Below are 21,581 nucleotides of genomic sequence, written 5' to 3' on the forward strand. Positions count from 1 at the left end.
CGCCGGGCGACCCGCCGCCGACCCCCGCCGCCACCGCGCAGCCCCCGGACGGGATCACCCTTGTCGCCAGGGACGACGTGCTGGTGGGACGGCGGGCGGGTCGCGGTGACGCGCGCGGAGGCGGTGCCGCCGGCGATCGACATCGGCGCCGACGCGGTGCGGGTCGTCCCGGCCGGCCCGGCGACCGCGGCGCGGGTCACCGACGTGCTCGAGCGGCGGGGGGCGGGCGAGGCCGGGCCGGCGGTCGTCCCGGGGTGGGGGGCGCCGCGCACTAGGCTCGGGGAGTCCGTCTCGCCGTCCCCAGGAGCGCTCTCGTGTCCACCCCGCCACCGTCCACCGCCGCCGCCCCGATCCGGGTGCCGGCCGGGACCACGGCGCAGCAGGCGCTCAAGGACGCCGGGGTGCCGCTCAAGGGCGCCGACGGCGCGGTGGTGGTCCGCGACCTGGCCACCGGCGAGCTCCGGGACCTCGGCTGGGCCCCGGAGGCCGAGGCCGAGGTCGACCCGGTGCCCGCGGCCAGCCCCGAGGGCCGGGCGGTCATCCGGCACTCGACCGCGCACGTCCTGGCCCAGGCCGTGCAGGACCTGTTCCCCGGAACCCGGCTGGGCATCGGACCGCCGGTGGAGAACGGGTTCTACTACGACTTCGACCCCGAGCGGCCCTTCACCCCCGACGACCTGCGGGCGCTGGAGAAGCGCATGCAGGAGATCGTCAAGGCCGGCCAGCGGTTCTCCCGGCGGGAGATCGCCGACGCCGACGCCGAGGCAGAGCTCGCGCACGAGCCGTACAAGCTGGAGCTGATCGGCCTCAAGGGCGGTGCCGGGGAGGCGGCCGAGGGCGCCGACGTGGAGGTCGGCGGCGCCGCGCTGACCATGTACGACAACCTCGACGCGCGCACCGGCGAGCGGGTCTGGACCGACCTGTGCCGCGGGCCGCACGTGCCCCGCACCAGCAGCATCCCGGCGTTCAGCCTCACCCGGTCCGCGGCGGCCTACTGGCGCGGCAGCGAGAAGAACCCGCAGCTGCAGCGGGTCTACGGCACCGCGTGGGAGAGCAGGGAGGCGCACAAGGCGTACCTGGAGCAGGTCGCCGAGGCCGAGCGGCGCGACCACCGCCGGCTGGGCGCCGAGCTCGACCTCTTCAGCTTCCCCGACGAGATCGGCTCCGGGCTGCCGGTGTTCCACCCCAAGGGCGGCGTCATCCGCCGGGAGCTGGAGGACTACAGCCGGCGGCGGCACGAGGAGGCCGGCTACTCCTTCGTCAACACCCCGCACATCACCAAGGGGCAGCTGTTCGAGACCTCCGGCCACCTGCAGTGGTACGCGGAGGGCATGTACCCGGCGATGCACCTCGACGAGGAGCGCGACGCCGAGGGGGCCGTGCGGCGGCAGGGGCAGGACTACTACCTCAAGCCGATGAACTGCCCGATGCACAACCTGGTGTTCCGTTCCCGCGGCCGGTCGTACAAGGAGCTGCCGCTGCGGCTGTTCGAGTTCGGCACGGTGTACCGCTACGAGAAGTCCGGCGTGGTGCACGGCCTGACCCGGGCCCGCGGGTTCACCCAGGACGACGCGCACATCTACTGCACGCCCGAGCAGATGCAGGCCGAGATCCGCTCGCTGCTGCAGTTCGTGCTCGACCTGCTGGCCGACTACGGGCTCTCCGACTTCTACCTGGAGCTGTCCACCCGCGACCCGGAGAAGTCCATCGGCAGCGACGAGGACTGGGAGCGGGCGACCGACGCGCTGCGGGAGGCGGCCGAGGCCAGCGGCCTGGAGCTGGTCCTCGACCCGGGCGGCGCGGCGTTCTACGCGCCCAAGATCTCCGTGCAGGCGCGCGACGCGATCGGCCGGACCTGGCAGATGTCGACCATCCAGGTCGACCTCATGCTGCCGGAGCGCTTCGGCCTCGAGTACACCGCCGCCGACGGCAGCCGGCAGCGCCCGGTGATGATCCACCGCGCCCTGTTCGGCTCCATCGAGCGCTTCTTCGGGGTCCTCACCGAGCACTACGCCGGCGCCTTCCCGGCCTGGCTGGCGCCGGTGCAGGTGGTGGGCATCCCGGTCACCGACGAGCAGGTGCCCTACCTGCGCGACGTCGCGCTCCGGCTGCGGTCACGGGGCATCCGGGTGGAGGTCGACGACTCCGACGACCGCATGCAGAAGAAGATCCGCACGGCCAGCAAACAGCGCGTGCCGTTCGTCCTCATCGCCGGGGCCACGGACGCCGAGGCCGGCGCGGTGTCCTTCCGGTTCCGCGACGGCAGCCAGCACAACGGCGTCCCCGTGGCCGACGCCGTCGATGCGGTGGCGCGCTGGGTGGCGGCGCGGCACAACACCGATCCCACCGCCGAGGCGCTGGGGGCGCGATGACCGGGCCGGGGGAGAGCTACCGCGTCGAGGTCCCCAGCGACGACGGGGGCCCGGCCGCGGTCTTCGAGCACCTGTGGACGCCGTACCGGATGGCCTACATCCGGGGGGAGAACAAGCCCACGGGGGTCCACGACTGCCCGTTCTGCCTCATCCCTCGGATGGACGACGAGGAGGGCCTGGTCGTCGCGCGTGGCCGGCGGGTGTTCGCCGTCCTCAACCTGTACCCGTACAACGCCGGCCACGTGATGCTGGTCCCGTACCGGCACGTGCCCGACTACACCGACCTGACCACCGACGAGGTCGCCGAGCTCGGCGAGTTCACCCAGACCGCCATGCGGGTGGTCCGGGCGGTCTCGGGGGCCCACGGCTTCAACATCGGGATGAACCAGGGGTCGGTCGCCGGCGCCGGGATCGCCGACCACCTGCACCAGCACGCCGTGCCCCGGTGGGGCGGCGACACGAACTTCATGCCGGTCATCGGCCTGACCCGGGTGCTGCCGCAGGTGCTCCGGGAGACGCGGGCGCTGCTCGCCGCCTCCTGGCCGTCCGGCGACGGGCCGGCGCGGGGGGTCTGACGTGCTCGGCGGCAACGCGCGCGCCGCGGTCGGCCGGTTCTGGGCGCCCGTGGCCGCCCGGCTGCTGCGCCTGGGCGTCACGGCCGACACCGTGACCGTCACCGGGACCCTCGGTGCCGTCGCCGGGTCGGTGCTGCTCATCGCCACCGGCCGGCTGTTCTGGGGCGCCTTCACCGTGACCCTGTTCGTGCTGCTGGACATGCTCGACGGCGCGCTGGCCCGGGCCCAGGGTGGGGGGTCGCTGTTCGGCGCGGTGCTCGACTCCACCGGCGACCGGGCCGCCGACGCCGCCGTCTTCGGCGCGCTGGTCTGGTGGTTCTCGGGCGCGGGGGACGACCGGCTGCTGGTGCTCCTGGCGCTGCTGTGCCTCGTGCTGGGCGTGCTCACCTCCTACGTGAAGGCCCGCGCCGAGGGGCTCGGCCTGACCTGCGACGTCGGTGTCGTCGAGCGGACCGAGCGGCTCATCCTCGTGCTCACCGGCACCGGCTTCGCCGGCCTCGGCATCCCCTACGCCCTGCACGTCGCGCTGGGCCTGCTGCTCGTCGGCAGCGCGGTCACCGTCGGCCAGCGGTTCGCCGCCGTCCGCCGCCAGTCGCGCGGCCGGCCCCTGCCGACCGCGCCCTCGCCCCCGCCGGGCAGCCCGACGTGAGGGGGCCGGCGTCCCCGCCGGCCGCTCCGGCGCCGGTGCTGCCCGTCCCGGCGCCCGGGCGGCGCGCCCGCGCGTCGGCGCGGCTGACCGACCTGGGCTACGCCGCCGGCTGGCGCGCCGTCCGGCTGCTCCCCGAGCCGGTGGCGGTCGCGGCGTTCGACGCCGGCGCCCGCTGGGCGGCCGCACGGGACGGCCGGGCGGTGCGCCAGCTGCGCGCCAACCTGCGGGTGGTCACCGGCGGCCGGCTGGACGACGCCGCCCTCGACGACCTCACCCTCCGGGGGCTGCGGTCCTACGCCCGCTACTGGCAGGAGGCCTTCCGGCTGCCCTCGCTGGGCCCCGCGCGGATCCTCCGCGACACGGTCGCCACGGGCGTCGAGCACTTCGAGGCCGCCCGGGCCGCCGGCCGCCCCGTCGTCGTGGCCCTGCCGCACAGCGGCAACTGGGACGCCGCCGGCGTGTGGTTCGTCGACTGGCTCGGCGGGCCGTTCATGACCGTGGCCGAGCGGCTGCAGCCGGAGTCCCTCTACCGCCGGTTCCTGGCCTACCGCGAGTCGCTGGGCATGCGGGTGACCCCGCTCACGGGCGGCCCGCGGCCCGGTTCCGCGGTGCTGCAGGAGTGGCTGGGCGCCGGCCGGTCGGTGTGCCTGCTGGTGGACCGCGACCTCTCCGCGGGCGGGGTGCCGGTCCGCTTCTTCGGCCACGGCACCACGATGCCCGGCGGACCGGCGTTGCTGGCCGCGCGCACCGGGGCCGCGCTGCACCCGGCCGTCTGCCAGTTCGACGGCCGCGGCTGGCGCTTCGTGGTCCACCCCGAGGTCCCGGTCGCCGGAGCGGGCCGGCTGCGCGACCGGGTCGCCCGGGCCACCCAGGACGTCGCGGACGCCTTCGCGGCGACGATCGCCCGGCGGCCCGAGGACTGGCACGTGCCGGGCCGGATCTGGGCCGACGTCCCGCCGGACCCCGCGGGGCGCCGCTGATGCGCATCGGCCTGGTCTGCCCCTACCAGTGGGACGTCCCCGGCGGCGTGCAGTACCACGTCCGCGACCTCGCCGAGACGCTGCGCGGGATGGGGCACCACGTGGAGGTGCTCACCCCGGCCGAGCGCGAGGAGTCCCTGCCGCCGCAGCACGTCACGTGGGCGGGGCGGACCGTCCCCATCCCGTACAACGGCTCGATGGCCAGCGTGCAGTTCGGCCCGGTGTCGGCCACGCGGGTGCGCCGGTGGCTGCGCGAGGGGCACTTCGACGTCGTGCACGTGCACGACCCGGCCCCGCCGTCGATCGGCCTGCTGGTCTGCATGATCGCCGACGGGCCGATCGTGGCCACCTTCCACGCCGCCACCACCCGCTCGAAGTGGCTGGCCGCGTGGGGGCCGGTGATCCGGCCGTGGCTGGAGAAGATCAGCGGCCGGATCGCGGTCTCCGACTTCGCCCGGCGGGTGCAGGTCGAGCACCTCGGCGGCGACGCGGTGATCATCCCCAACGGCGTGCACGTCGCCGCCTTCGCCTCCGGGCCGACGCTGCCGGGCCACGCGCGCGGCGTCGACGGGCCGACCATCGGCTTCCTCGGCCGCTACGACGAGCCGCGCAAGGGCCTCCCGGTCCTGCTGGAGGCCGTGCCGGCCGTCGTCCGGCGGCACCCCGGCGCCCGGCTGCTCATCGCCGGCCGGGGGGACCCCGACGAGGTGCGCGACCTCGTCCCCGCCGACCTGCGCCCGCACGTCGCGCTGCTCGGCGAGCTCAGCGAGGCGGACAAGGCGGCGTTCCTGCGCTCGGTCGACGTCTACTGCGCGCCCAACCTGCTGGGGGAGTCCTTCGGGATCATCCTCATCGAGGCCCTCGCCGCGGGGGCCCCGATCGTCGCCAGCGACCTCGACGCCTTCGCCCGGGTGCTCGAGGACGGCGCGGCCGGCGTGCTGGTCCGCCGGGGGGACCCGCGGGCGCTGGCCCAGGCGCTGGGCGACCTGCTGGCCGACCCGGCGCGGCGGACCGCCCTCACCGCGACCGGGGCCCGGGTGGCCGCCGGGTACGACTGGTCGGTGATCGCGCGGCGGGTGCTGGCGGTGTACGAGACCGTCGTCCTCCCTGGGGCCGGGGCGGTCACCGCCACGGGGGACGGCGCGCTGCCGGGCCTGACCGCCGACGACGACGAACCCGCGACGGCCCGCGCGCGGGCGGCACTGCGCCGGTGGGTGGACCGCTAGCCTGAGCCGTCGTGACGACCGACGCCTGGCTGCTGCTCGCCGCCCTGGTCGTCGTCCTCCTGGCCGCCTGGACGACCTGGACGCTGACCCGGCTGCGCCGCCTCGAGGCGCGGGTGGACCGCGCCTGGACCGCGCTGGACTCCCAGCTGGCCCGGCGCAGCGCGCTGGCCGCCGAGCTCGCCCGCGACCACGCGGCGGCGCTCGGGGAGGAGCGGGCCGCCCGGCTGGCCGCGGCCGCGGCCGCGGCCCGCCGCCCGCGCAGCGGGGACCGCGAGCTGGCCGAGAACGCGCTGGGTCGCCGGCTGCGGGAGCTCCCGCCGGACCTCGCGGTGCCGGCCGCGCTCCGGGCCGACCTGGCGGGCACCGCCACCCGCATCGGGCTGGCCCGCCGCTTCTACAACGATGCCGTCCGCGACACCCACCTGCTGCGGCAGCGCCGGCTGCCCTGGCTGATGCGGCTGCACGCCTCGCGGCCGTTGCCGCGCTTCTTCGACATCGAGGACGGCCTGGAGGAGGTCACCAGCGCCACCGGCGCCGGGCGGTCCCGCGCCTGACCGGCCGTACCATCGCGGGCACCCACCCCCGACCCGAGGCAGCGAGCAGTGAGCGAGCAGGACCCGAACCCCCAGGCCGAGCAGGGCCGGACGACCACCGGCACCGACCGCGTGAAGCGCGGCATGGCCGAGCAGCTCAAGGGCGGCGTCATCATGGACGTCGTCACCCCCGAGCAGGCGAGGATCGCCGAGGACGCCGGCGCCGTCGCCGTGATGGCCCTGGAGCGGGTGCCCGCCGACATCCGGGCCCAGGGCGGCATCGCCCGCATGAGCGACCCCGACATGATCGACGGCATCATCTCCGCGGTGTCGATCCCGGTGATGGCCAAGGCCCGCATCGGGCACTTCGTCGAGGCCCGGGTGCTGCAGAGCCTCGGCGTGGACTACGTCGACGAGTCGGAGGTGCTCACCCCCGCCGACGAGGCCCACCACATCGACAAGCGCGCCTTCACCGTGCCGTTCGTGTGCGGGGCCACCGACCTCGGTGAGGCGCTGCGCCGGATCGCCGAGGGGGCGGCGATGATCCGCTCCAAGGGGGAGGCCGGCACCGGCAACGTGGTCGAGGCCACCCGGCACATGCGGGCCATCCGCGCCGGCATCCGGCGGCTGGGCACCCTCGACGGGACCGAGCTGTTCGTCGCGGCCAAGGAGCTGCGCGCCCCGTACGACCTGGTCGCCGAGGTGGCGCGGCTCGGGAAGCTGCCGGTCGTGCTGTTCACCGCCGGCGGCATCGCCACCCCGGCCGACGCGGCGATGATGATGCAGCTGGGCGCCGAGGGGGTGTTCGTCGGCTCGGGCATCTTCAAGTCCGGGGACCCGGCCCGCCGCGCCGCGGCGATCGTGCAGGCCACCACCTTCCACGACGACCCCGACGTGATCGCCAAGGTCTCCCGCGGGCTCGGCGAGCCCATGGTCGGCATCAACGTCTCGACGCTCCCCGACAGCGAGCGGTACGCCACCCGCGGCTGGTGAGAGCGACCCGGTGACCGCGCAGCAGGAGCGGACGGCGGCCCGCCCGGCCGGTGCCCGGCCACCCGCGGGCCGGCGCATCGGCGGGGTCGACCTCGCCCGCGGCCTGGCCGTCCTGGGCATGTTCGGCGCCCACATGGGGGTCGGCCGGCTCACCGAGCTCTCCTGGTCGCCGGGGACCTGGCCGGCCGTCGTCGACGGGCGGCCCTCCATCCTGTTCGCCGTCCTGGCCGGGCTGTCGGTCGCGCTCATCTCGGGCCGGGACCGGCCCGTGACCGGCGACGACCTGGTCCGGGCGCGGCTGCGGGTGCTGGTGCGGGCGGCGTGGGTCTTCCTGATCGGCGGCCTGCTCGAGCTGCTCGACACCTTCGTCGCGGTCATCCTCGTCGTCTACGCGGTGCTGTTCGTGCTCGCCGTGCCGTTCCTCCGCTGGCCGCCGGCCCGGCTGTTCGGGCTGGCCGCCGTGCTGGCCGTCGTGACGCCGGTGGCCGACCTGCTGCTCGGCCAGTGGGTGACCGAGAACGCCGACGCCGACCAGCCCTTCGCCCAGCTGGTGCTCACGGGGACCTACCCGGCGCTCATCTGGTGGACCTTCGTGCTGGTGGGCCTCGGGGTGGGCCGCCTGGACCTGGCCGCGCCGCGGACCCGCGCCCGGCTGGTGCTCGCCGGCGTCGCGCTCGCCCTCACCGGCTACAGCGGGGGGCGGATGACCACCCTGGCGCTGGCCGGCGGGCAGCCCTCGGCCGGCCCGGAGGACGGGTTCGACGCCCTGGGCGAGTGGGACCCCGCCTGGCTCAGCGGCGCGGCACCGCACAGCGGGACGCCGTTCGAGGTGGTCGGCTCGACCGGCGTGGCGCTCGCGGTCCTCGGCGTGTTCCTCGTGCTGGCCGACCTCCTGCCGCGGCTGGTGTACCCCCTGGCGTCGGTGGGTGCGCTGGCGCTCACCGTCTACAGCGCGCACCTCGTCGCCCTCGCGTGGCTGGACCCCGGGTTCCCCGCCGGGACCGGCCTGTGGCTGTGGTTCTGCGCGGTGGCGGTGGTCGGGGCCACCGCCTGGCGGCTGATCCTGGGCCCCGGTCCGCTGGAGCTGCTGCTCACCTGGAGCTCCACGCGGGCGGCCGGCGGCCGCGCCCCGGCGGGCGCCGTCCCGTAGGCCGGCGCCTCGTGGACCGGCGCCCCGTGGACCGGCGCCCCGTGGACCGGCCCTCGTAGATTGGTCCCTCGTGCTGAGGGATCCGGTGGTGGGCGTGCTGGCGCTGCAGGGCGACGTCAGGGAGCACCTCGCCGCCCTCCGCGAGCAGGGCGCGCGAGCCGTGCCGGTGCGCCGGCCCGACGAGCTCGCCGCCGTCGACGGGCTGGTGCTGCCCGGCGGGGAGTCCACGACGATCGCCAAGCTCGCGGCCCGCACCGGGCTGCTGGACCCCCTGCGCGACGCGGTCGCGGCCGGGCTGCCGGTGTACGGCTCCTGCGCCGGCATGATCCTGCTGGCCGACCGGCTGCTCGACGCCCCCGCCGACCAGGTCACCGTCGGCGGGCTGGACGTCACCGTCCGGCGCAACGCCTTCGGCCGCCAGGTCGACTCGTTCGAGGCCGACCTGGGGCTCGACGGCCTGCCCGGTGGGCCGCTCCGGGCGGTCTTCATCCGTGCGCCCTGGGTCGAGCAGGCCGGTCCGGGGGTGCAGGTCCTCGCGCGGGTCGTGGGCGGACCGGCCGACGGTAGGATCGTCGCCGTGCGCCAGGGTGACCTGGTGGCCACCAGCTTCCACCCGGAACTCACCGGGGACCGCCGGGTGCACGCGCTGTTCGTGCAGATCGTCAGATCCCACCTGGCCGAGAGGGCCGGCGTGCACGCCGGGAACGAGGAGGTGCCAGCGTGAGCGAGCTCGCGAGCTCACCGACGAGCAGAGCAGCGGGGCCGCGAACGCGGCCGACGAGCGCCAGCGAGGAGGACTCGTGAGCGGCCACTCGAAGTGGGCGACGACGAAGCACAAGAAGGCCGCGATCGACGCCAAGCGCGGCAAGCTCTTCGCCAAGCTGATCAAGAACGTCGAGGTCGCCGCGCGCGTCGGCGGGGGCGACCCGGGCGGCAACCCGACGCTCTACGACGCCATCCAGAAGGCGAAGAAGTCCTCGGTCCCGAACGACAACATCGACCGGGCGGTGAAGCGCGGCGCCGGTCTGGAGGCCGGCGCCGCCGACTGGCAGACCATCATGTACGAGGGCTACGCCGCCGGGGGCGTGGCGGTCCTCGTCGAGTGCCTGACCGACAACCGCAACCGGGCCGCCTCTGAGGTCCGGACGGCGATGACCCGCAACGGTGGATCGATGGCCGACCCGGGCTCGGTCTCCTACCTGTTCTCCCGCAAGGGCGTCGTCGTCGTGCCCAAGGCCGACGGCGTGGACGAGGACACCGTCCTCATGGCGGTGCTCGAGGCCGGTGCGGAGGAGGTCCGCGACCTGGGCGACTCCTTCGAGGTGGTCAGCGAGCCGGGTGACCTCGTCGCCGTGCGCACGGCGCTGCAGGACGCCGGCGTCGACTACGACTCGGCGGACGCGGCGTTCGTGCCCAGCACGACCATCGAGCTCGACGAGGAGGCCGCCGGCAAGGTGTTCCGGTTGATCGACGCGCTCGAGGACTGCGACGACGTGCAGAACGTCTACGCCAACTACGACGTCTCCGACGAGGTGCTCGAGAAGGTCGGCTGAGGACCGCCCCGCCACGACGGCGGACCGGGGCGTCGCCACTGCGTCCGCGGCACGACGCGGCGTGTTCCGGCGCCCGCGCGTCGGCGGCGCCGGTTACCGTTGCCTCGAACACCAGTTCGGCGACGGCAGGGGGCGCGGCCATGCGGGTGCTCGGCATCGACCCGGGCCTCACCCGGTGCGGGTGGGGGGTGGTCGACGGCCGCCCCGGCAGCCGGCCGGTGGCCGTGGGGGTGGGCGTCGTCCGCACCGCCGCGGAGCTGGACCTGGAGCTGCGGTTGCTGGAGCTGCACACGGAGGTGACCGCGCTGCTGCGCGAGCACCGGCCCGACGTGGTGGCCATCGAGCGGGTGTTCACCCAGAACAACAAGGGCACCGCGACCGGCACCGCCCAGGCGGCGGGGGTGGCCGCCCTCGCCGCCGCGCAGGCCGACCGCCCGGTGGCCTGGCACACGCCCAGCGAGGTGAAGGCGGCGATCTCCGGGAGCGGCCGGGCCGACAAGGAGCAGGTCACCCTCATGGTCACGCGCGTGCTCGGGCTGGCCTCGCCACCCAAGCCGGCCGACGCCGCCGACGCGCTGGCACTGGCGGTCTGCCACGCGTGGCGGGGGCCGGCGCAGCAGCGGCTGCGGGTGGCGGCGCTGGCCGGCGGGATCGGTGCCCCGGTGCGGACCACCACGCTGCCGCGCTGGACTGGAGGACGACGGTGATCGCGAGCGTGAACGGCCGGGTGGCGGCGGTGTCGCCGGACGGCGCCGTGGTGGAGGTCGGCGGGGTCGGCCTGGCGGTGCAGTGCACCCCGGGCACGATCGCCCGCCTCCAGGTCGGGGAGCCGGCCCGGCTGGCCACCAGCCTGGTGGTCCGGGAGGACTCCCTCACCCTCTACGGCTTCGCCGACGACGACGAGCGGCAGCTGTTCGAGCTGCTGCAGACCGCCAACGGGGTCGGGCCCCGGCTGGCGCAGGCGGTGCTGGCCATCCACCCGCCGCGCGAGGTGCGCCGGGCGGTCTCGACGGGCGACGTGAAGTCGCTCATGCAGGTCCCCGGGATCGGCAAGAAGGGCGCGGAGCGGCTGATCCTGGAGCTGCGCGACCGGCTCGGCGCCACCACGACCGACACGGCGCTCGACGGGCCGGTCGCGCCGGCGGGCGGCGCCCCGGTCACCCCGGTGGCGCCCTGGCGGGACCAGCTCACCAGCGCGCTCGTCGGCCTCGGCTGGACCAGCAGGGAGGCCGAGGCCGCGGTCACCCAGCTGGCCCCGATCGCCGACGAGCAGGTCGCGGCCACCGGTGCGGTCGAGGTCGCCGTCCTCCTGCGGCAGGCGCTGCGCCTGCTGGGCCGCTCGTGAGCAGCCCCATCGACCGGGGCCTCCCGGCGGCCGAGGCCGGCCCGGGGCGTGGTCGCGACGACGCCGTGGACCCGCGGGCCGGCGACGAGGAGCGGGTGGTCGAGTCGGCGCTGCGCCCCCACTCGCTGGCCGACTTCATCGGCCAGCCCAAGGTGGCCCGCCAGCTGGACCTCGTGCTGGAGGGCGCCAAACGGCGGGGCCGGCCGCCGGACCACGTGCTGCTCTCCGGGCCGCCCGGGCTGGGCAAGACCAGCCTCGCGCTCATCATCGGCTCCGAGCTCGGCACCTCGGTGAAGATCACCAGCGGCCCGGCGATCGAGCGCTCCGGCGACCTCGCGGCGATGCTGTCCAACCTCGGCCCCGGCGACGTCCTGTTCATCGACGAGATCCACCGCATCGCCCGGCCCGCCGAGGAGCTGCTGTACATGGCGATGGAGGACTTCCGGGTCGACGTCGTCGTCGGGAAGGGGCCCGGCGCCACCGCCATCCCCCTGGAGATCCACCCGTTCACGCTGGTCGGCGCCACGACCCGGGCGGGCCTGCTCACCGGCCCGCTGCGGGACCGCTTCGGCTTCGTCGGCCAGATGGAGTTCTACGAGCCCGCCGAGCTGCAGCTGGTGCTCGCCCGCAGCGCCGACCTGCTCGGCGTCGAGCTCACCGACGAGGGGTCGGCGGAGATCGCCGGCCGGTCCCGGGGGACGCCGCGCATCGCCAACCGGCTGCTGCGGCGGGTGCGCGACTACGCCGAGGTGCGGGCCGACGGGCGGGTGACCCTCGAGGTGGCCCGGGCCGCGCTGGCGCTCTACGACGTCGACCACCTCGGGCTGGACCGGCTGGACCGCGCGGTCCTGGAGGCCCTGGTCATGCGCTTCGGCGGGGGGCCGGTCGGCGTCGCGACGCTGGCCGTCGCGGTGGGGGAGGAGCCGCACACCGTCGAGGAGGTGTGCGAGCCGTTCCTGGTGCGGGCGGGGCTGCTGGCGCGCACGCCCCGCGGGCGGGTCGCCACCGAGGCGGCGTGGGCGCACCTCGGCCAGCCGCTGCCGCGGGGCGGTGTCCCCCTCGGGCGGGTCACAGCGGACCCGCAGGCCGCAGGGTCGTCGTCAGAGACGCTCTTCGACGCATAGACTGTCAGGCGCTGGCGCGCGAACCCGCCCGCGCCGTGGCCGTGCGCCGACCGCCGGCGAGCTCGCCCGGCCGGACGTCCGCGTCGCAGCCGACGCACCCGAGCGGTCCCGTCCCGGATCGCACCCACCGCGGGCCCCCGCCGCGCGGTAGAGAGGCACATCAGTCGTGGAGCAGTTCTTCCCGCTCGTCCTGCTGGCCCTGGCCTTCGTGCTGCTCATCGTGCTGCCGGCGCGGCAGCGCCGCCGGATGCAGGCGCAGGCCCGGGCGATGCAGGAGTCGCTGACCGTGGGCACCCCGGTCATGACCACGGCCGGGCTGCACGGCACCGTCGCGAGCCTCGGCGAGGGCACGGTCGACCTCGAGATCGCCCCGGGGGTGGTCGTGACCTTCCAGCGGCAGGCCATCCTCGAGGTCCGCACCCCGGCCACCGGTTCCGGGCCCGCGGTGCCCGGTGACGACACCCCGGGGAACGCCGACGGCGGCTCCTCGGCCGCCCGCTGACGGGCCCCCCGTGGCCCGCCGCGATTTCCCCGCGCGCCGGTACTTCGGCGCCTTCGTCCTGATCGTCGCCGTCCTCTACGGCCTCATCTTCCTCACCGGTGACACCCGGACCCCGCAGCTGGGGCTCGACCTGCGGGGCGGGACCACCGTCACCCTGTCCGCGAGCACCCCCGACGGGCAGGCGCCGGCCCCCGAGGACCTCGAGCTGGCCCGGCGGATCATCGAGCAGCGGGTGAACGGCCTCGGTGTCGCCGAGGCGTCGGTGGTCACCGAGGGCGACTCGAACATCGTCATCTCGGTGCCCGGCGAGGAGGGCGACGAGGCGCGCGAGGTCGGGCAGACCGCGCAGCTGCGCTTCCGGCCGGTCGTCCAGGGCCCCGAGCCGGCCACCCCGGCCGCCGAACCCACCGACGCCGCCGAACCCACCGACCCGGCGGCCGCCACCGACGGGGCTGAGCCGACCGACGCCGCCGAGCCCACCGGCGGGGCGGTCGAGGACCCGACCGCGCCGGACCCGGACGCGCCCCCGGTCACCCAGGAGGAGGCCGCGGCCGAGTACGCGACCCTCACCTGCGACCCCGAGGACGCCAGCCCCGACGTGGCGCAGCCGGAGAGCTACGTCGCCGCCTGCACCGAGGACGGCACCGCCAAGTACCTGCTCGGCCCGGCCATCCTCGAGGGCACCGACATCACCGACGCCCAGGCCGGCACGCAGCAGGCCACCGGTGAGTGGGTCGTGCTGCTCGACTTCAACTCCACGGGCGAGAACACCTGGGCCGCCTACACCGCGGCCAACGTCGGGGCCAACGTCGCCTTCACCCTCGACGGGCGGGTGATCTCCGCGCCGACCATCCAGGGCGCGATCACCAGCAACCCGACCACGATCACCGGCTCCTTCGACCAGGAGACGGCCGAGGAGCTGGCCAACCAGCTGCGCTACGGCGCGCTGCCGCTGACCTTCACCCAGGCCACCGCGCAGTCCATCTCGACCGAGCTGGGCGCCGAGCAGCTGCGCGCCGGGCTGATCGCCGGCGCGATCGGCATCGGGCTGGTCTTCGTCTACGCGCTGTTCTACTACCGGCTGCTCGGCCTGGTGATGATCGCGAGCCTGGTGCTCTCGGCGGTCGTCGTCTACGCCGTCCTGGTGCTGCTGGGCCGGCAGATCGGCTTCACGCTGAGCCTGGCCGGCATCGCCGGGTTCATCGTGGCCATCGGCATCACCGCGGATTCCTTCGTCGTGTACTTCGAGCGGCTCAAGGACGAGATCCGGGAGGGCCGCACCCTGCGCTCGGCCGTGCCGCGCGCCTGGGTGCGCGCCCGGCGGACGATCCTGTCGGCCGACGCGGTGAGCTTCCTGGCCGCGGCGATCCTCTACGTGCTGGCCATCGGCGACGTGAAGGGCTTCGCCTTCACCCTCGGCATGTCCACCGTGCTGGACCTGGTCGTCGTCTTCCTCTTCACCCACCCCCTGATGGTCGTGCTGGCCCGGTTCCGCGGCTTCGGCAGCAGCCGGTTCTCCGGCCTCGGCCGCAGCCTCGACCGGCCCGCCGGGCCGGCTCGTCCCGGCCGCACGCCGGACCGCGAGCTCGTGGGGGCCGGCCGCGCCGCCGGTGCGACGACGACCGGTGCGACGACGACCGGTGCGACGGCCGCCGGCCAGGACAGGAGCAAGGCATGAGCCGCCGCGACCACACGACCGACGCGACCACCGACGGCACGCTGCCGGTGGGCACCGCCGCGGACGAGGCGACCGACACCTCCTCGGCCACCGAGGACGCCGCGACCGCCGCCGACGACGCGGCGCTGGCCGACGCCGGCCTGGGCCCCGGGGGTGCCCGCGGGGCGGGCACCGGCCGGCGCTCGTCGCTGGCGCACCGCCTCTACAACGGCGAGGCGGGCCTGGACGTCGTCGGCCGGAGCCGGCTGATCTACCGGATCACCGCGGTCGTCGTGCTCCTGTGCATCGCCGCGATGGTCTTCCGCGGGTTCAACTTCGGCATCGACTTCGAGGGCGGCAACAGCCTGCGCCTGCCCGGCACCTCCGAGCAGCTCACCGAGGTGCGGGAGGCGGCGGAGGACGCCGGCGCGTCGGTGGCCAGCGCCCAGGTGGTGGGCGGGAACACGCTGCTGCTGCGCACCGAGGCGCTCGACAACGAGGCCGAGCGCAGCGTCGTCGAGGCGGTCGCGGCGGCCGCCGGGGTGGAGCCCTCGCAGGTGAGCCCGGAGGCGGTCAGCGCCGAGTGGGGTCGCGACATCACCGACCAGGCGCTCATCGCCCTGGCGGTCTTCTTCGTCGCCGTCGTGCTCTTCCTCGCGCTCCGGTTCCAGCCGAAGATGGCGGTCGGCGCCATGGCCGCACTGGTCCACGACATCGTGCTGACCGCCGGGGTCTACGCCCTGGTCGGCTTCGAGGTGACCCCCTCCACGGTGATCGGGTTCCTCACCATCCTCGGCTTCTCCCTCTACGACACCGTCGTCGTCTTCGACAAGGTCGACGAGAACACCCGCGGCCTGACCTCGGGCAGCCGCATGACCTGGGGCGAGGCGGCCAACCTCGCGGTCAACCAGACCCTCATGCGCTCGATCAACACGTCGGTGATCGCGCTGCTGCCGGTGGCCGGGCTGCTCTTCGTGGGGGCCGGCCTGCTCGGCGTGGGCACGCTCAAGGACCTCGCGCTGGTGCTCTTCGTCGGCCTGGCCGCCGGCACCTACTCGTCGATCTTCCTGGCCACCCCGATCGTCGCCGACCTGAAGAACCGGGAGCCCGAGGTGCAGGCGCTGCGCCGCCGGGTGCTCGCCCGGCGGTCGTCGCAGGCCCGCCAGGCCGGCGTGCGCCCGGACGCCGGCCGCGCCGTGGTGGGCAACGCCCGCCGCTCCGGCGGCGCCGCGCGGCGCGGCGGCGGCGTCGCGGTGGCCGAGCGGGACGCCGACCTGGGCCCGGCCCGCGCCGACGTCGTCGTCGAGTCGCCGGAGTCGGTCCGGCCCGAGCCGCGGGGGACGACGGCGCCGCGGCCGGGGGCCCGGCCGCAGGGCGGCCGGCGCTCGGGCGGCCGGAAGCGCCGGTGACCACCTCCCCGGTGGGCGGCCCGGGGGCCGCGGGGGCGGCGGACGCCGAGCGCCCGCTCGACGAGGTGATCGCCGCGCTGTCGGTCGACGTGCCCGACTTCCCGAGCCCCGGCGTGGTCTTCCGCGACCTCACCCCGGTCTTCGCCGACCCCGCCGCGTTCCGCCGCACGGTGACCGGGCTGGCCACCCCGACGCTGGTCGACCCGCGCGCGGCGGCACTGGCCGACGGGCGGGGCGGCCCCGGCTACGACCTGGTCGTGGGGGTCGAGGCCCGCGGCTTCCTGCTGGCCGCGGCCGTGGCGCTGCAGGTCGGCGTCGGCGTCGTCCCGGTGCGCAAGGCGGGCAAGCTGCCGCGGCAGCGGCTGTCGGCCGAGTACACGCTGGAGTACGGGACCGCGACGCTCGAGCTGCACACCGACTCCGTGGTCCCCGGGCAGCGGGTGCTGGTCGTCGACGACGTGCTCGCCACCGGCGGCACGCTGGCCGCGGCCGTCTCGCTGGTCGAGGGCCTCGGCGGGGTGGTCACCGCGGTCTCGGTCGTCGTCGAGCTCAGCGCCCTCGGCGGCCGCCAGCGGGTGGCCCCGCACGCCGTGCACGCGCTCTGGACCACCTGAGAGGGAGATGACCCCGAGCCGCGCTCGCGGGCAGGTGGGGCCCGGCTAGCATGGTGAGGGTCGCACCTCGCCGCCGAGCAGGAGTCGCCATGGGCCCGGACGCCACGAACGTGGCTGCCACGCGGCCCGCCGCCCTGCCGGCCGCCGAGCCCGAGAGCGGCCAGCCGCCCGCCGTCCCCGAGGACCGCCGCCCGCTGCCGGCCCGCCCCGCGGTGCGCCGCCCCGACGACGTGTCGGCCGAGCCCCCGGGCGAGGGCGGGGCCGGTGCACCGCGCCGCCGGGTCCGCGACCGGCTGGCCCGCCGCATCGTCTCCGGGCAGCGCGCCGGCGTGGTCCGGCCGGTGCTCGAGCCGCTGGCCGCGCTGCACCGCCAGAGCCACCCCAAGGCCGACCTGGCGCTGCTCCAGCGGGCCTACGACGTGGCCGAGACCGCGCACGCCACGCAGAAGCGCAAGAGCGGCGACCCCTACATCACCCACCCGCTGGCCGTGGCCACCGTCCTGGCCGGGCTGGGGATGGACACCACGACCCTGGTCGCGGCCCTGCTGCACGACACGGTCGAGGACACCGGCCAGACGCTGGAGTCCATCACCGAGGCGTTCGGGCCCGAGGTCGCCCACCTGGTCGACGGCGTCACGAAGATCGACAGGGTCAAGCTGGGCGACGCCGCGCAGGCCGAGACGATCCGCAAGATGATCGTCGCGATGGCCCGCGACCCGCGGGTGCTGGTCATCAAGCTCGCCGACCGGCTGCACAACATGCGCACGCTGCGCTTCCTCCCGCCGGAGAAGCAGGAGAAGAAGGCCCGCGAGACGCTGGAGATCCTCGCCCCGCTGGCGCACCGGCTGGGCATGAACACCATCAAGTGGGAGCTGGAGGACCTCGCGTTCGCCACGCTCTACCCCAAGCGGTACGACGAGATCGTCCGGCTGGTCGCCGAGCGGGCGCCGTCTCGGGACACCTACCTCGCCGAGGTCACCGCCGCGGTCACCGAGCAGCTCAAGGCCGCCGGCATCGAGGCCGTCGTCACCGGCCGGCCCAAGCACTACTACTCGATCTACCAGAAGATGATCGTCCGCGGCCGGGACTTCACCGACATCTGGGACCTCGTGGGCATCCGGATCCTGGTCGACACCGTGCGGGACTGCTACGCGGCGCTGGGCATCATGCACGCGCACTGGCAGCCGGTCCCGGGGCGGTTCAAGGACTTCGTCGCGATGCCGAAGTTCAACATGTACCAGTCGCTGCACACGACGGTCATCGGGCCGCAGGGCAAGCCGGTCGAGCTGCAGATCCGCACCCACGACATGCACCGCACCGCGGAGTACGGCATCGCGGCGCACTGGAAGTACAAGGAGAAGGCCAAGGCCCAGCCGGGCCGGGCCGGGGCGCGCAACGACCTCGGAGCGACGAAGGCCGGCTCGCCCGACGACATGCTGTGGCTGCGGCAGCTGCTGGACTGGCAGCGGGAGGCCCAGGAGCCCGGCGAGTTCCTCGAGACCCTGCGCTACGACCTCGGCCCGCAGGAGGTCTTCGTCTTCACGCCCAAGGGGGACGTCGTCAGCCTGCCGGGCAACTCCACCCCGGTCGACTTCGCCTACGCCGTGCACACCGAGGTCGGGCACCGGTGCATCGGCGCGCGGGTCAACGGCACCCTCGTCTCCCTGGACAGCCTGCTGCACAACGGCGACGTCGTGGAGATCTTCACCTCCAAGTCGCCCACGGCCGCCCCGTCCCAGGACTGGCTGTCCTTCGTCGGGTCCTCCCGGGCGCGGACGAAGATCCGCCAGTGGTTCACCAAGGAGCGCCGCGAGGACGCCGTCGAGGCCGGCAAGGAGGCCCTGGCCCGGGCGATGCGCAAGGCGGGGCTGCCGCTGCAGCGGCTGCTCGGCGGCGAGGCGCTGTCCACGCTGGCCAAGGACCTCCGCCACGCCGACGTGACCGCGCTGTACGCGGCGGTCGGGGAGAACCAGATCTCGGCCGCCTCGGTGGTCGACAAGCTGATGACCGCGCTCGGCGGCACCGAGGGTGCGGTCGAGGACATCGCCGAGACCGCCATCCCGGCCCGCCGGCCGGTGCACCGGCGCCCGGCGGGCGGGGACCCGGGCGTCGTCGTCCACGGGATGAACGACGTGTGGGCCAAGCTGGCCAAGTGCTGCACCCCGGTACCGGGGGACGACATCCTCGGCTTCGTCACCCGCGGCGGTGGGGTCAGCGTGCACCGGACCGACTGCACCAACGCGGCCGACCTGGAGCGCAAGCCCGAACGCCTGGTCGAGGTCGACTGGGCCAGCCAGCCCGGGTCGGTGTTCCTCGTCGCCATCCAGGTCGAGGCCCTCGACCGGCACCGGCTGCTCTCCGACGTGACCCGGGCCCTGGCCGACGAGCGGGTCAACATCCTCTCGGCCTCGGTGCAGACCAGCCGGGACCGCGTGGCCATCAGCCGGTTCACCTTCGAGCTGGCCGACCCGGCGCACCTGGGCTCGGTCCTGCAGACCGTGCGCAACGTCGAGGGCGTCTTCGACGTCGAGCGCGTCACCGCCTGAAAGAGGACCACCCGTCCCCCCACGCCTCGCGGCGGGCCGGCTCAGCGGCGGGTGGCGACCACCGCGTACAGGGGGTCCCCGACGCCGGGCTCGGTGCGCAGCGTCACCACCGGCTCGGTGAACCGCCCGGTCCGCCGGAGGAGCTCGGCCACCAGCGCGCCGTGCCGCTCGTCGTCGGTGGCCAGCCAGCCGCGGACCGCCTTCGTCGGGAAGCACCGGTTCGAGCAGGTGATCGCCACCGGCCCGCCCGGGCGCAGCACCCGGCCGACCTCGGCGAGCACCTCGATCGGCCGGGTCAGGTAGTCGACCGACACGCAGCAGACGGCGGCGTCGACGTCGGCGTCGGGCAGCGGGACCCGCGGGTCGGCGTTCAGGTCGTGGACGATCCGCTCGGTGGCCGCCGGGTTGGCGGCCAGCTCCTCCCGGTTCAGGCCGAGCAGACCAGCTCGGCCGGTGGCACGCAGAAGTGCGACACCCAGGACGACATGAGGTCCAGCACTCGCCGTGGCCGCCCCGCCGAGCCGTCGATCCCGAGCTCGGCGTAGAGGTGGCCCACGGCGGTCACCGCGGCGTCGTCGATGTGGGTGACCAGCCGGGGGAGGGCGTAGAACCGCCCGTCGGGGCCTTCGTCGGCGCGGGCGAAGAACCCCGCCGGGAAGCCGGCGTAGGGGTCCCGGCGCTCCGGCGCGCCGCCCATCAGCCGGCCCCGACGCTGACCGACTCGACGGTCACCGGGACGGCCGGGGCGCCGTCACCGGGACCGTTGGACCCGTCGTTGCCGGAGGCCGCGATCGCGTCGAGGACGGCCAGGCCGGCGTCGTCGACGGTGCCGACCACGGTGTAGGCCGGCGGCAGCCGGCTGTCGCCCCAGACGAGGAAGAACTGGCTGCCGTCGAAGCCCTGGCCGCTGTTGGCCATCGCCACCGTGCCGCGCGGGTAGGTCTCGTCCCCGGAGACGTCGGTGGGAGAGGTGTAGGTCGGCCCGCCGGCGCCGGTGCCCGTCGGGTCGCCGCACTGCAGCACCTGCAGGCCCTCGGTGTCGGTCTGCCGGTGGCACGGCGAGCCGTCGAAGAAGCCCTGGCCGGTGAGGTGCACCAGGCTGGCGACGGCGCACGGGGCGCCGTCGCGGGCGAGGGTGAGCGGGATCTCCCCGGCGTCGGTCACCAGCCGCAGCCCGACCCTGCCCTCGGCGGGCACCTCCTCGGCCGGCGGCGGCACCTCGATGAGGTACGGGTTGGCCGAGGGGGCGGCCGACCAGTCGCAGGCGACCGTGCCCGCCCCGGAGGAGCCGCGCGCACCGCCGCCGGCGCCGCCGTCCGCGGAGCTCGCGCTGCCGTCGACGGTCGACGCGCAGCCGGCCAGGCCGAGCAGCGACGCGGCGAGCAGGGGGACGGCCGTGGCGGTCAGCGGCCGACGCGTCACGCGGCGACCGTCAGGGACTCGATGCGGACCTCCTGCGTCGGCGCGCCGTCGTTCGGCCCGTTGCTGGCGTCGTTGCCGTTCGCCGCGATGGTGTCGAGCGTGGCCAGGCCGGGCTCGTCGATCGTGCCGAGCACCGTGTAGGACGGCGGCAGCTGGCTGTCGCCGTAGACGAGGAAGAACTGGCTGCCGTCGAAGCCCTGGCCGCTGTTGGCCATCGCCACCGTGCCGCGCGGGTAGGTCTCGTCCCCGGTCACCTGGGTGGGGAACTGGTAGGCCGGGCCACCGGCGCCGGTGCCGCTCGGGTCGCCGCACTGCAGCACCTTCAGCCCCTCGCTGTCGGTCTGGCGGTGGCACACGGTCCCGTCGAAGTAGCCCTGCTGGGCCAGGTAGGCCATGCTCGCCGTCGCGCACGGGGCGTTGGCGTTGTCCAGCGTGAGCCCGATGGGGCCGAAGTTCGTGGTGATGGTCACCGGGGTGGTGCCGGTGGCGGTGACCTCCGCGGGCGGGGTGCCGCTGTCGCCCTGCAGGTTCGGGTTGGCCGCGGTGTCGGCCGGCGCCCAGTCGCAGGTGCCGTCGGCGCCGTCCACCACGGGGGCGGTCGTGGGCGTCGGGTCGGCGGCCGCCTGGGGGGCCTCGTCGTCCCCGCCGAGGCCGGTGAGCAGCCAGACGGCACCCAGCACGACGAGCACGGCGACGACGGAGGCGCCGACCAGCAGGTTGCGACGGCGCTTGCGGGCCAGCTCGGCGCGACGCTCGAGTTGGCGCTGCAGGCGGCGCTGGGCGGCCTGCCGCCGCTGCTTGTTGCTGGGCACGTGCTGCTCCTCGGACGGACGGCTGCTGCGGTGGGGCGCGGGACGAGGGCCACGGCGCGCCCGCGCACCGCTGGTCGATCCGCGAGTGTAGGTGGCCGTCCTGTCCGTTCCCTGGCAGC

General features: G+C 75.4%; 22 protein-coding genes. 18 read left to right on the plus strand and 4 right to left on the minus strand.

The genetic code is table 11. The annotated features are described in order from the left end of the window. The first annotated feature begins 314 nt into the window (after positions 1 to 314). From thrS to D0Z06_RS05450, 18 genes are all read left to right on the plus strand, one after another. Positions 315 to 2,372 carry a threonine--tRNA ligase gene (thrS, locus tag D0Z06_RS05370; RefSeq protein WP_117376325.1) on the plus strand — a complete coding sequence of 686 codons (2,058 nt, stop codon included), beginning with the start codon at positions 315 to 317 and terminating at the stop codon, positions 2,370 to 2,372. Then, positions 2,369 to 2,947: an HIT family protein gene (locus tag D0Z06_RS05375; RefSeq protein ID WP_199522140.1), complete on the plus strand. Its 579-nt coding sequence runs from the start codon at positions 2,369 to 2,371 to the stop codon at positions 2,945 to 2,947. The genes thrS and D0Z06_RS05375 overlap by 4 nt, the downstream gene beginning before the upstream one ends. A 1-nt stretch (position 2,948) precedes the next feature. Then, a complete protein-coding gene (gene pgsA / locus D0Z06_RS05380) occupies positions 2,949 to 3,596 on the plus strand; it encodes a phosphatidylinositol phosphate synthase (protein ID WP_117376326.1) in 648 nt (215 codons plus the stop codon). Beyond that, positions 3,593 to 4,576 carry a phosphatidylinositol mannoside acyltransferase gene (locus D0Z06_RS05385; protein WP_233517462.1) on the plus strand — a complete coding sequence of 328 codons (984 nt, stop codon included), beginning with the start codon at positions 3,593 to 3,595 and terminating at the stop codon, positions 4,574 to 4,576. Before pgsA ends, D0Z06_RS05385 begins: the two co-directional genes overlap by 4 nt. Then, entirely contained in the window at positions 4,576 to 5,802 is a 1,227-nt protein-coding gene (locus D0Z06_RS05390; protein WP_117376327.1) for a glycosyltransferase family 4 protein, read from the plus strand. Before D0Z06_RS05385 ends, D0Z06_RS05390 begins: the two co-directional genes overlap by 1 nt. A gap of 11 nt (positions 5,803 to 5,813) precedes the next feature. Continuing rightward, positions 5,814 to 6,356, plus strand: a complete 543-nt coding sequence (locus tag D0Z06_RS05395) for a LemA family protein (protein ID WP_117376328.1) — start codon at positions 5,814 to 5,816, stop codon at positions 6,354 to 6,356. Positions 6,357 to 6,404: 48 nt separating this feature from the next. Continuing rightward, positions 6,405 to 7,328: a pyridoxal 5'-phosphate synthase lyase subunit PdxS gene (gene pdxS / locus D0Z06_RS05400; RefSeq protein WP_117376329.1), complete on the plus strand. Its 924-nt coding sequence runs from the start codon at positions 6,405 to 6,407 to the stop codon at positions 7,326 to 7,328. A 10-nt stretch (positions 7,329 to 7,338) separates the two neighbouring features. Then, a complete protein-coding gene (locus tag D0Z06_RS05405; protein ID WP_117376330.1) occupies positions 7,339 to 8,478 on the plus strand; it encodes a heparan-alpha-glucosaminide N-acetyltransferase domain-containing protein in 1,140 nt (379 codons plus the stop codon). A gap of 70 nt (positions 8,479 to 8,548) precedes the next feature. After that, the gene (gene pdxT / locus D0Z06_RS05410) at positions 8,549 to 9,202 is read left to right on the plus strand and encodes a pyridoxal 5'-phosphate synthase glutaminase subunit PdxT (protein ID WP_117376331.1); all 654 of its coding nucleotides are present in this window, start codon (positions 8,549 to 8,551) and stop codon (positions 9,200 to 9,202) included. 76 nt (positions 9,203 to 9,278) lie between these two features. Continuing rightward, the gene (locus D0Z06_RS05415) at positions 9,279 to 10,031 is read left to right on the plus strand and encodes a YebC/PmpR family DNA-binding transcriptional regulator (RefSeq protein ID WP_117376332.1); all 753 of its coding nucleotides are present in this window, start codon (positions 9,279 to 9,281) and stop codon (positions 10,029 to 10,031) included. 140 nt (positions 10,032 to 10,171) lie between these two features. Further along, positions 10,172 to 10,738 carry a crossover junction endodeoxyribonuclease RuvC gene (ruvC, locus tag D0Z06_RS05420; protein ID WP_117376333.1) on the plus strand — a complete coding sequence of 189 codons (567 nt, stop codon included), beginning with the start codon at positions 10,172 to 10,174 and terminating at the stop codon, positions 10,736 to 10,738. Continuing rightward, positions 10,735 to 11,376 carry a Holliday junction branch migration protein RuvA gene (ruvA, locus tag D0Z06_RS05425; protein ID WP_117376334.1) on the plus strand — a complete coding sequence of 214 codons (642 nt, stop codon included), beginning with the start codon at positions 10,735 to 10,737 and terminating at the stop codon, positions 11,374 to 11,376. The genes ruvC and ruvA overlap by 4 nt, the downstream gene beginning before the upstream one ends. After that, positions 11,373 to 12,500, plus strand: a complete 1,128-nt coding sequence (ruvB, locus tag D0Z06_RS05430; RefSeq protein ID WP_458339530.1) for a Holliday junction branch migration DNA helicase RuvB — start codon at positions 11,373 to 11,375, stop codon at positions 12,498 to 12,500. Before ruvA ends, ruvB begins: the two co-directional genes overlap by 4 nt. Before the next feature lie 166 nt (positions 12,501 to 12,666). Further along, the gene (yajC, locus tag D0Z06_RS05435; RefSeq protein ID WP_117376335.1) at positions 12,667 to 13,002 is read left to right on the plus strand and encodes a preprotein translocase subunit YajC; all 336 of its coding nucleotides are present in this window, start codon (positions 12,667 to 12,669) and stop codon (positions 13,000 to 13,002) included. Positions 13,003 to 13,012: 10 nt separating this feature from the next. Then, positions 13,013 to 14,680, plus strand: a complete 1,668-nt coding sequence (secD, locus tag D0Z06_RS05440; RefSeq protein WP_117376336.1) for a protein translocase subunit SecD — start codon at positions 13,013 to 13,015, stop codon at positions 14,678 to 14,680. Further along, positions 14,677 to 16,068 (plus strand): protein translocase subunit SecF, encoded by a 1,392-nt coding sequence (gene secF / locus D0Z06_RS05445; protein ID WP_199522141.1) that lies wholly within the window; start codon positions 14,677 to 14,679, stop codon positions 16,066 to 16,068. Before secD ends, secF begins: the two co-directional genes overlap by 4 nt. Further along, positions 16,065 to 16,682, plus strand: coding sequence for an adenine phosphoribosyltransferase (locus D0Z06_RS25660; protein ID WP_370453289.1), 618 nt, complete (start codon positions 16,065 to 16,067; stop codon positions 16,680 to 16,682). Before secF ends, D0Z06_RS25660 begins: the two co-directional genes overlap by 4 nt. A gap of 89 nt (positions 16,683 to 16,771) precedes the next feature. Then, positions 16,772 to 19,228, plus strand: a complete 2,457-nt coding sequence (locus D0Z06_RS05450) for a RelA/SpoT family protein (protein WP_117376337.1) — start codon at positions 16,772 to 16,774, stop codon at positions 19,226 to 19,228. Between the two features lie 41 nt (positions 19,229 to 19,269). On the opposite strand, the gene D0Z06_RS26155 is transcribed toward D0Z06_RS05450, so the two are convergent. The 4 genes from D0Z06_RS26155 to D0Z06_RS05465 form a co-directional block, all read right to left on the minus strand. After that, a complete protein-coding gene (locus D0Z06_RS26155; RefSeq protein ID WP_370453290.1) occupies positions 19,270 to 19,542 on the minus strand; it encodes a hypothetical protein in 273 nt (90 codons plus the stop codon). A 113-nt stretch (positions 19,543 to 19,655) separates the two neighbouring features. Continuing rightward, the gene (locus D0Z06_RS26160) at positions 19,656 to 19,925 is read right to left on the minus strand and encodes a hypothetical protein (RefSeq protein ID WP_233517463.1); all 270 of its coding nucleotides are present in this window, start codon (positions 19,923 to 19,925) and stop codon (positions 19,656 to 19,658) included. Then, the gene (locus D0Z06_RS05460) at positions 19,925 to 20,650 is read right to left on the minus strand and encodes a peptidylprolyl isomerase (RefSeq protein ID WP_117376338.1); all 726 of its coding nucleotides are present in this window, start codon (positions 20,648 to 20,650) and stop codon (positions 19,925 to 19,927) included. The genes D0Z06_RS26160 and D0Z06_RS05460 overlap by 1 nt, the downstream gene beginning before the upstream one ends. Beyond that, a complete protein-coding gene (locus D0Z06_RS05465) occupies positions 20,647 to 21,462 on the minus strand; it encodes a peptidylprolyl isomerase (RefSeq protein WP_117376339.1) in 816 nt (271 codons plus the stop codon). Before D0Z06_RS05465 ends, D0Z06_RS05460 begins: the two co-directional genes overlap by 4 nt. Positions 21,463 to 21,581 lie beyond the last annotated feature (119 nt).

Source organism: Geodermatophilus marinus, from assembly GCF_003428645.1.
GTDB lineage: Bacteria > Actinomycetota > Actinomycetes > Mycobacteriales > Geodermatophilaceae > Geodermatophilus.

Coding starts and splice junctions, on each gene's coding strand:
- D0Z06_RS05375 (WP_199522140.1), top strand. CDS start 2,369: ATGACCGGGCCGGGGGAGAGCTACCGCGTCGAGGTCCCCAGCGACGAC.
- D0Z06_RS05390 (WP_117376327.1), top strand. CDS start 4,576: ATGCGCATCGGCCTGGTCTGCCCCTACCAGTGGGACGTCCCCGGCGGC.
- ruvC (WP_117376333.1), top strand. CDS start 10,172: ATGCGGGTGCTCGGCATCGACCCGGGCCTCACCCGGTGCGGGTGGGGG.
- secF (WP_199522141.1), top strand. CDS start 14,677: ATGAGCCGCCGCGACCACACGACCGACGCGACCACCGACGGCACGCTG.
- D0Z06_RS05450 (WP_117376337.1), top strand. CDS start 16,772: ATGGGCCCGGACGCCACGAACGTGGCTGCCACGCGGCCCGCCGCCCTG.
- D0Z06_RS26160 (WP_233517463.1), bottom strand. CDS start 19,925: ATGGGCGGCGCGCCGGAGCGCCGGGACCCCTACGCCGGCTTCCCGGCG.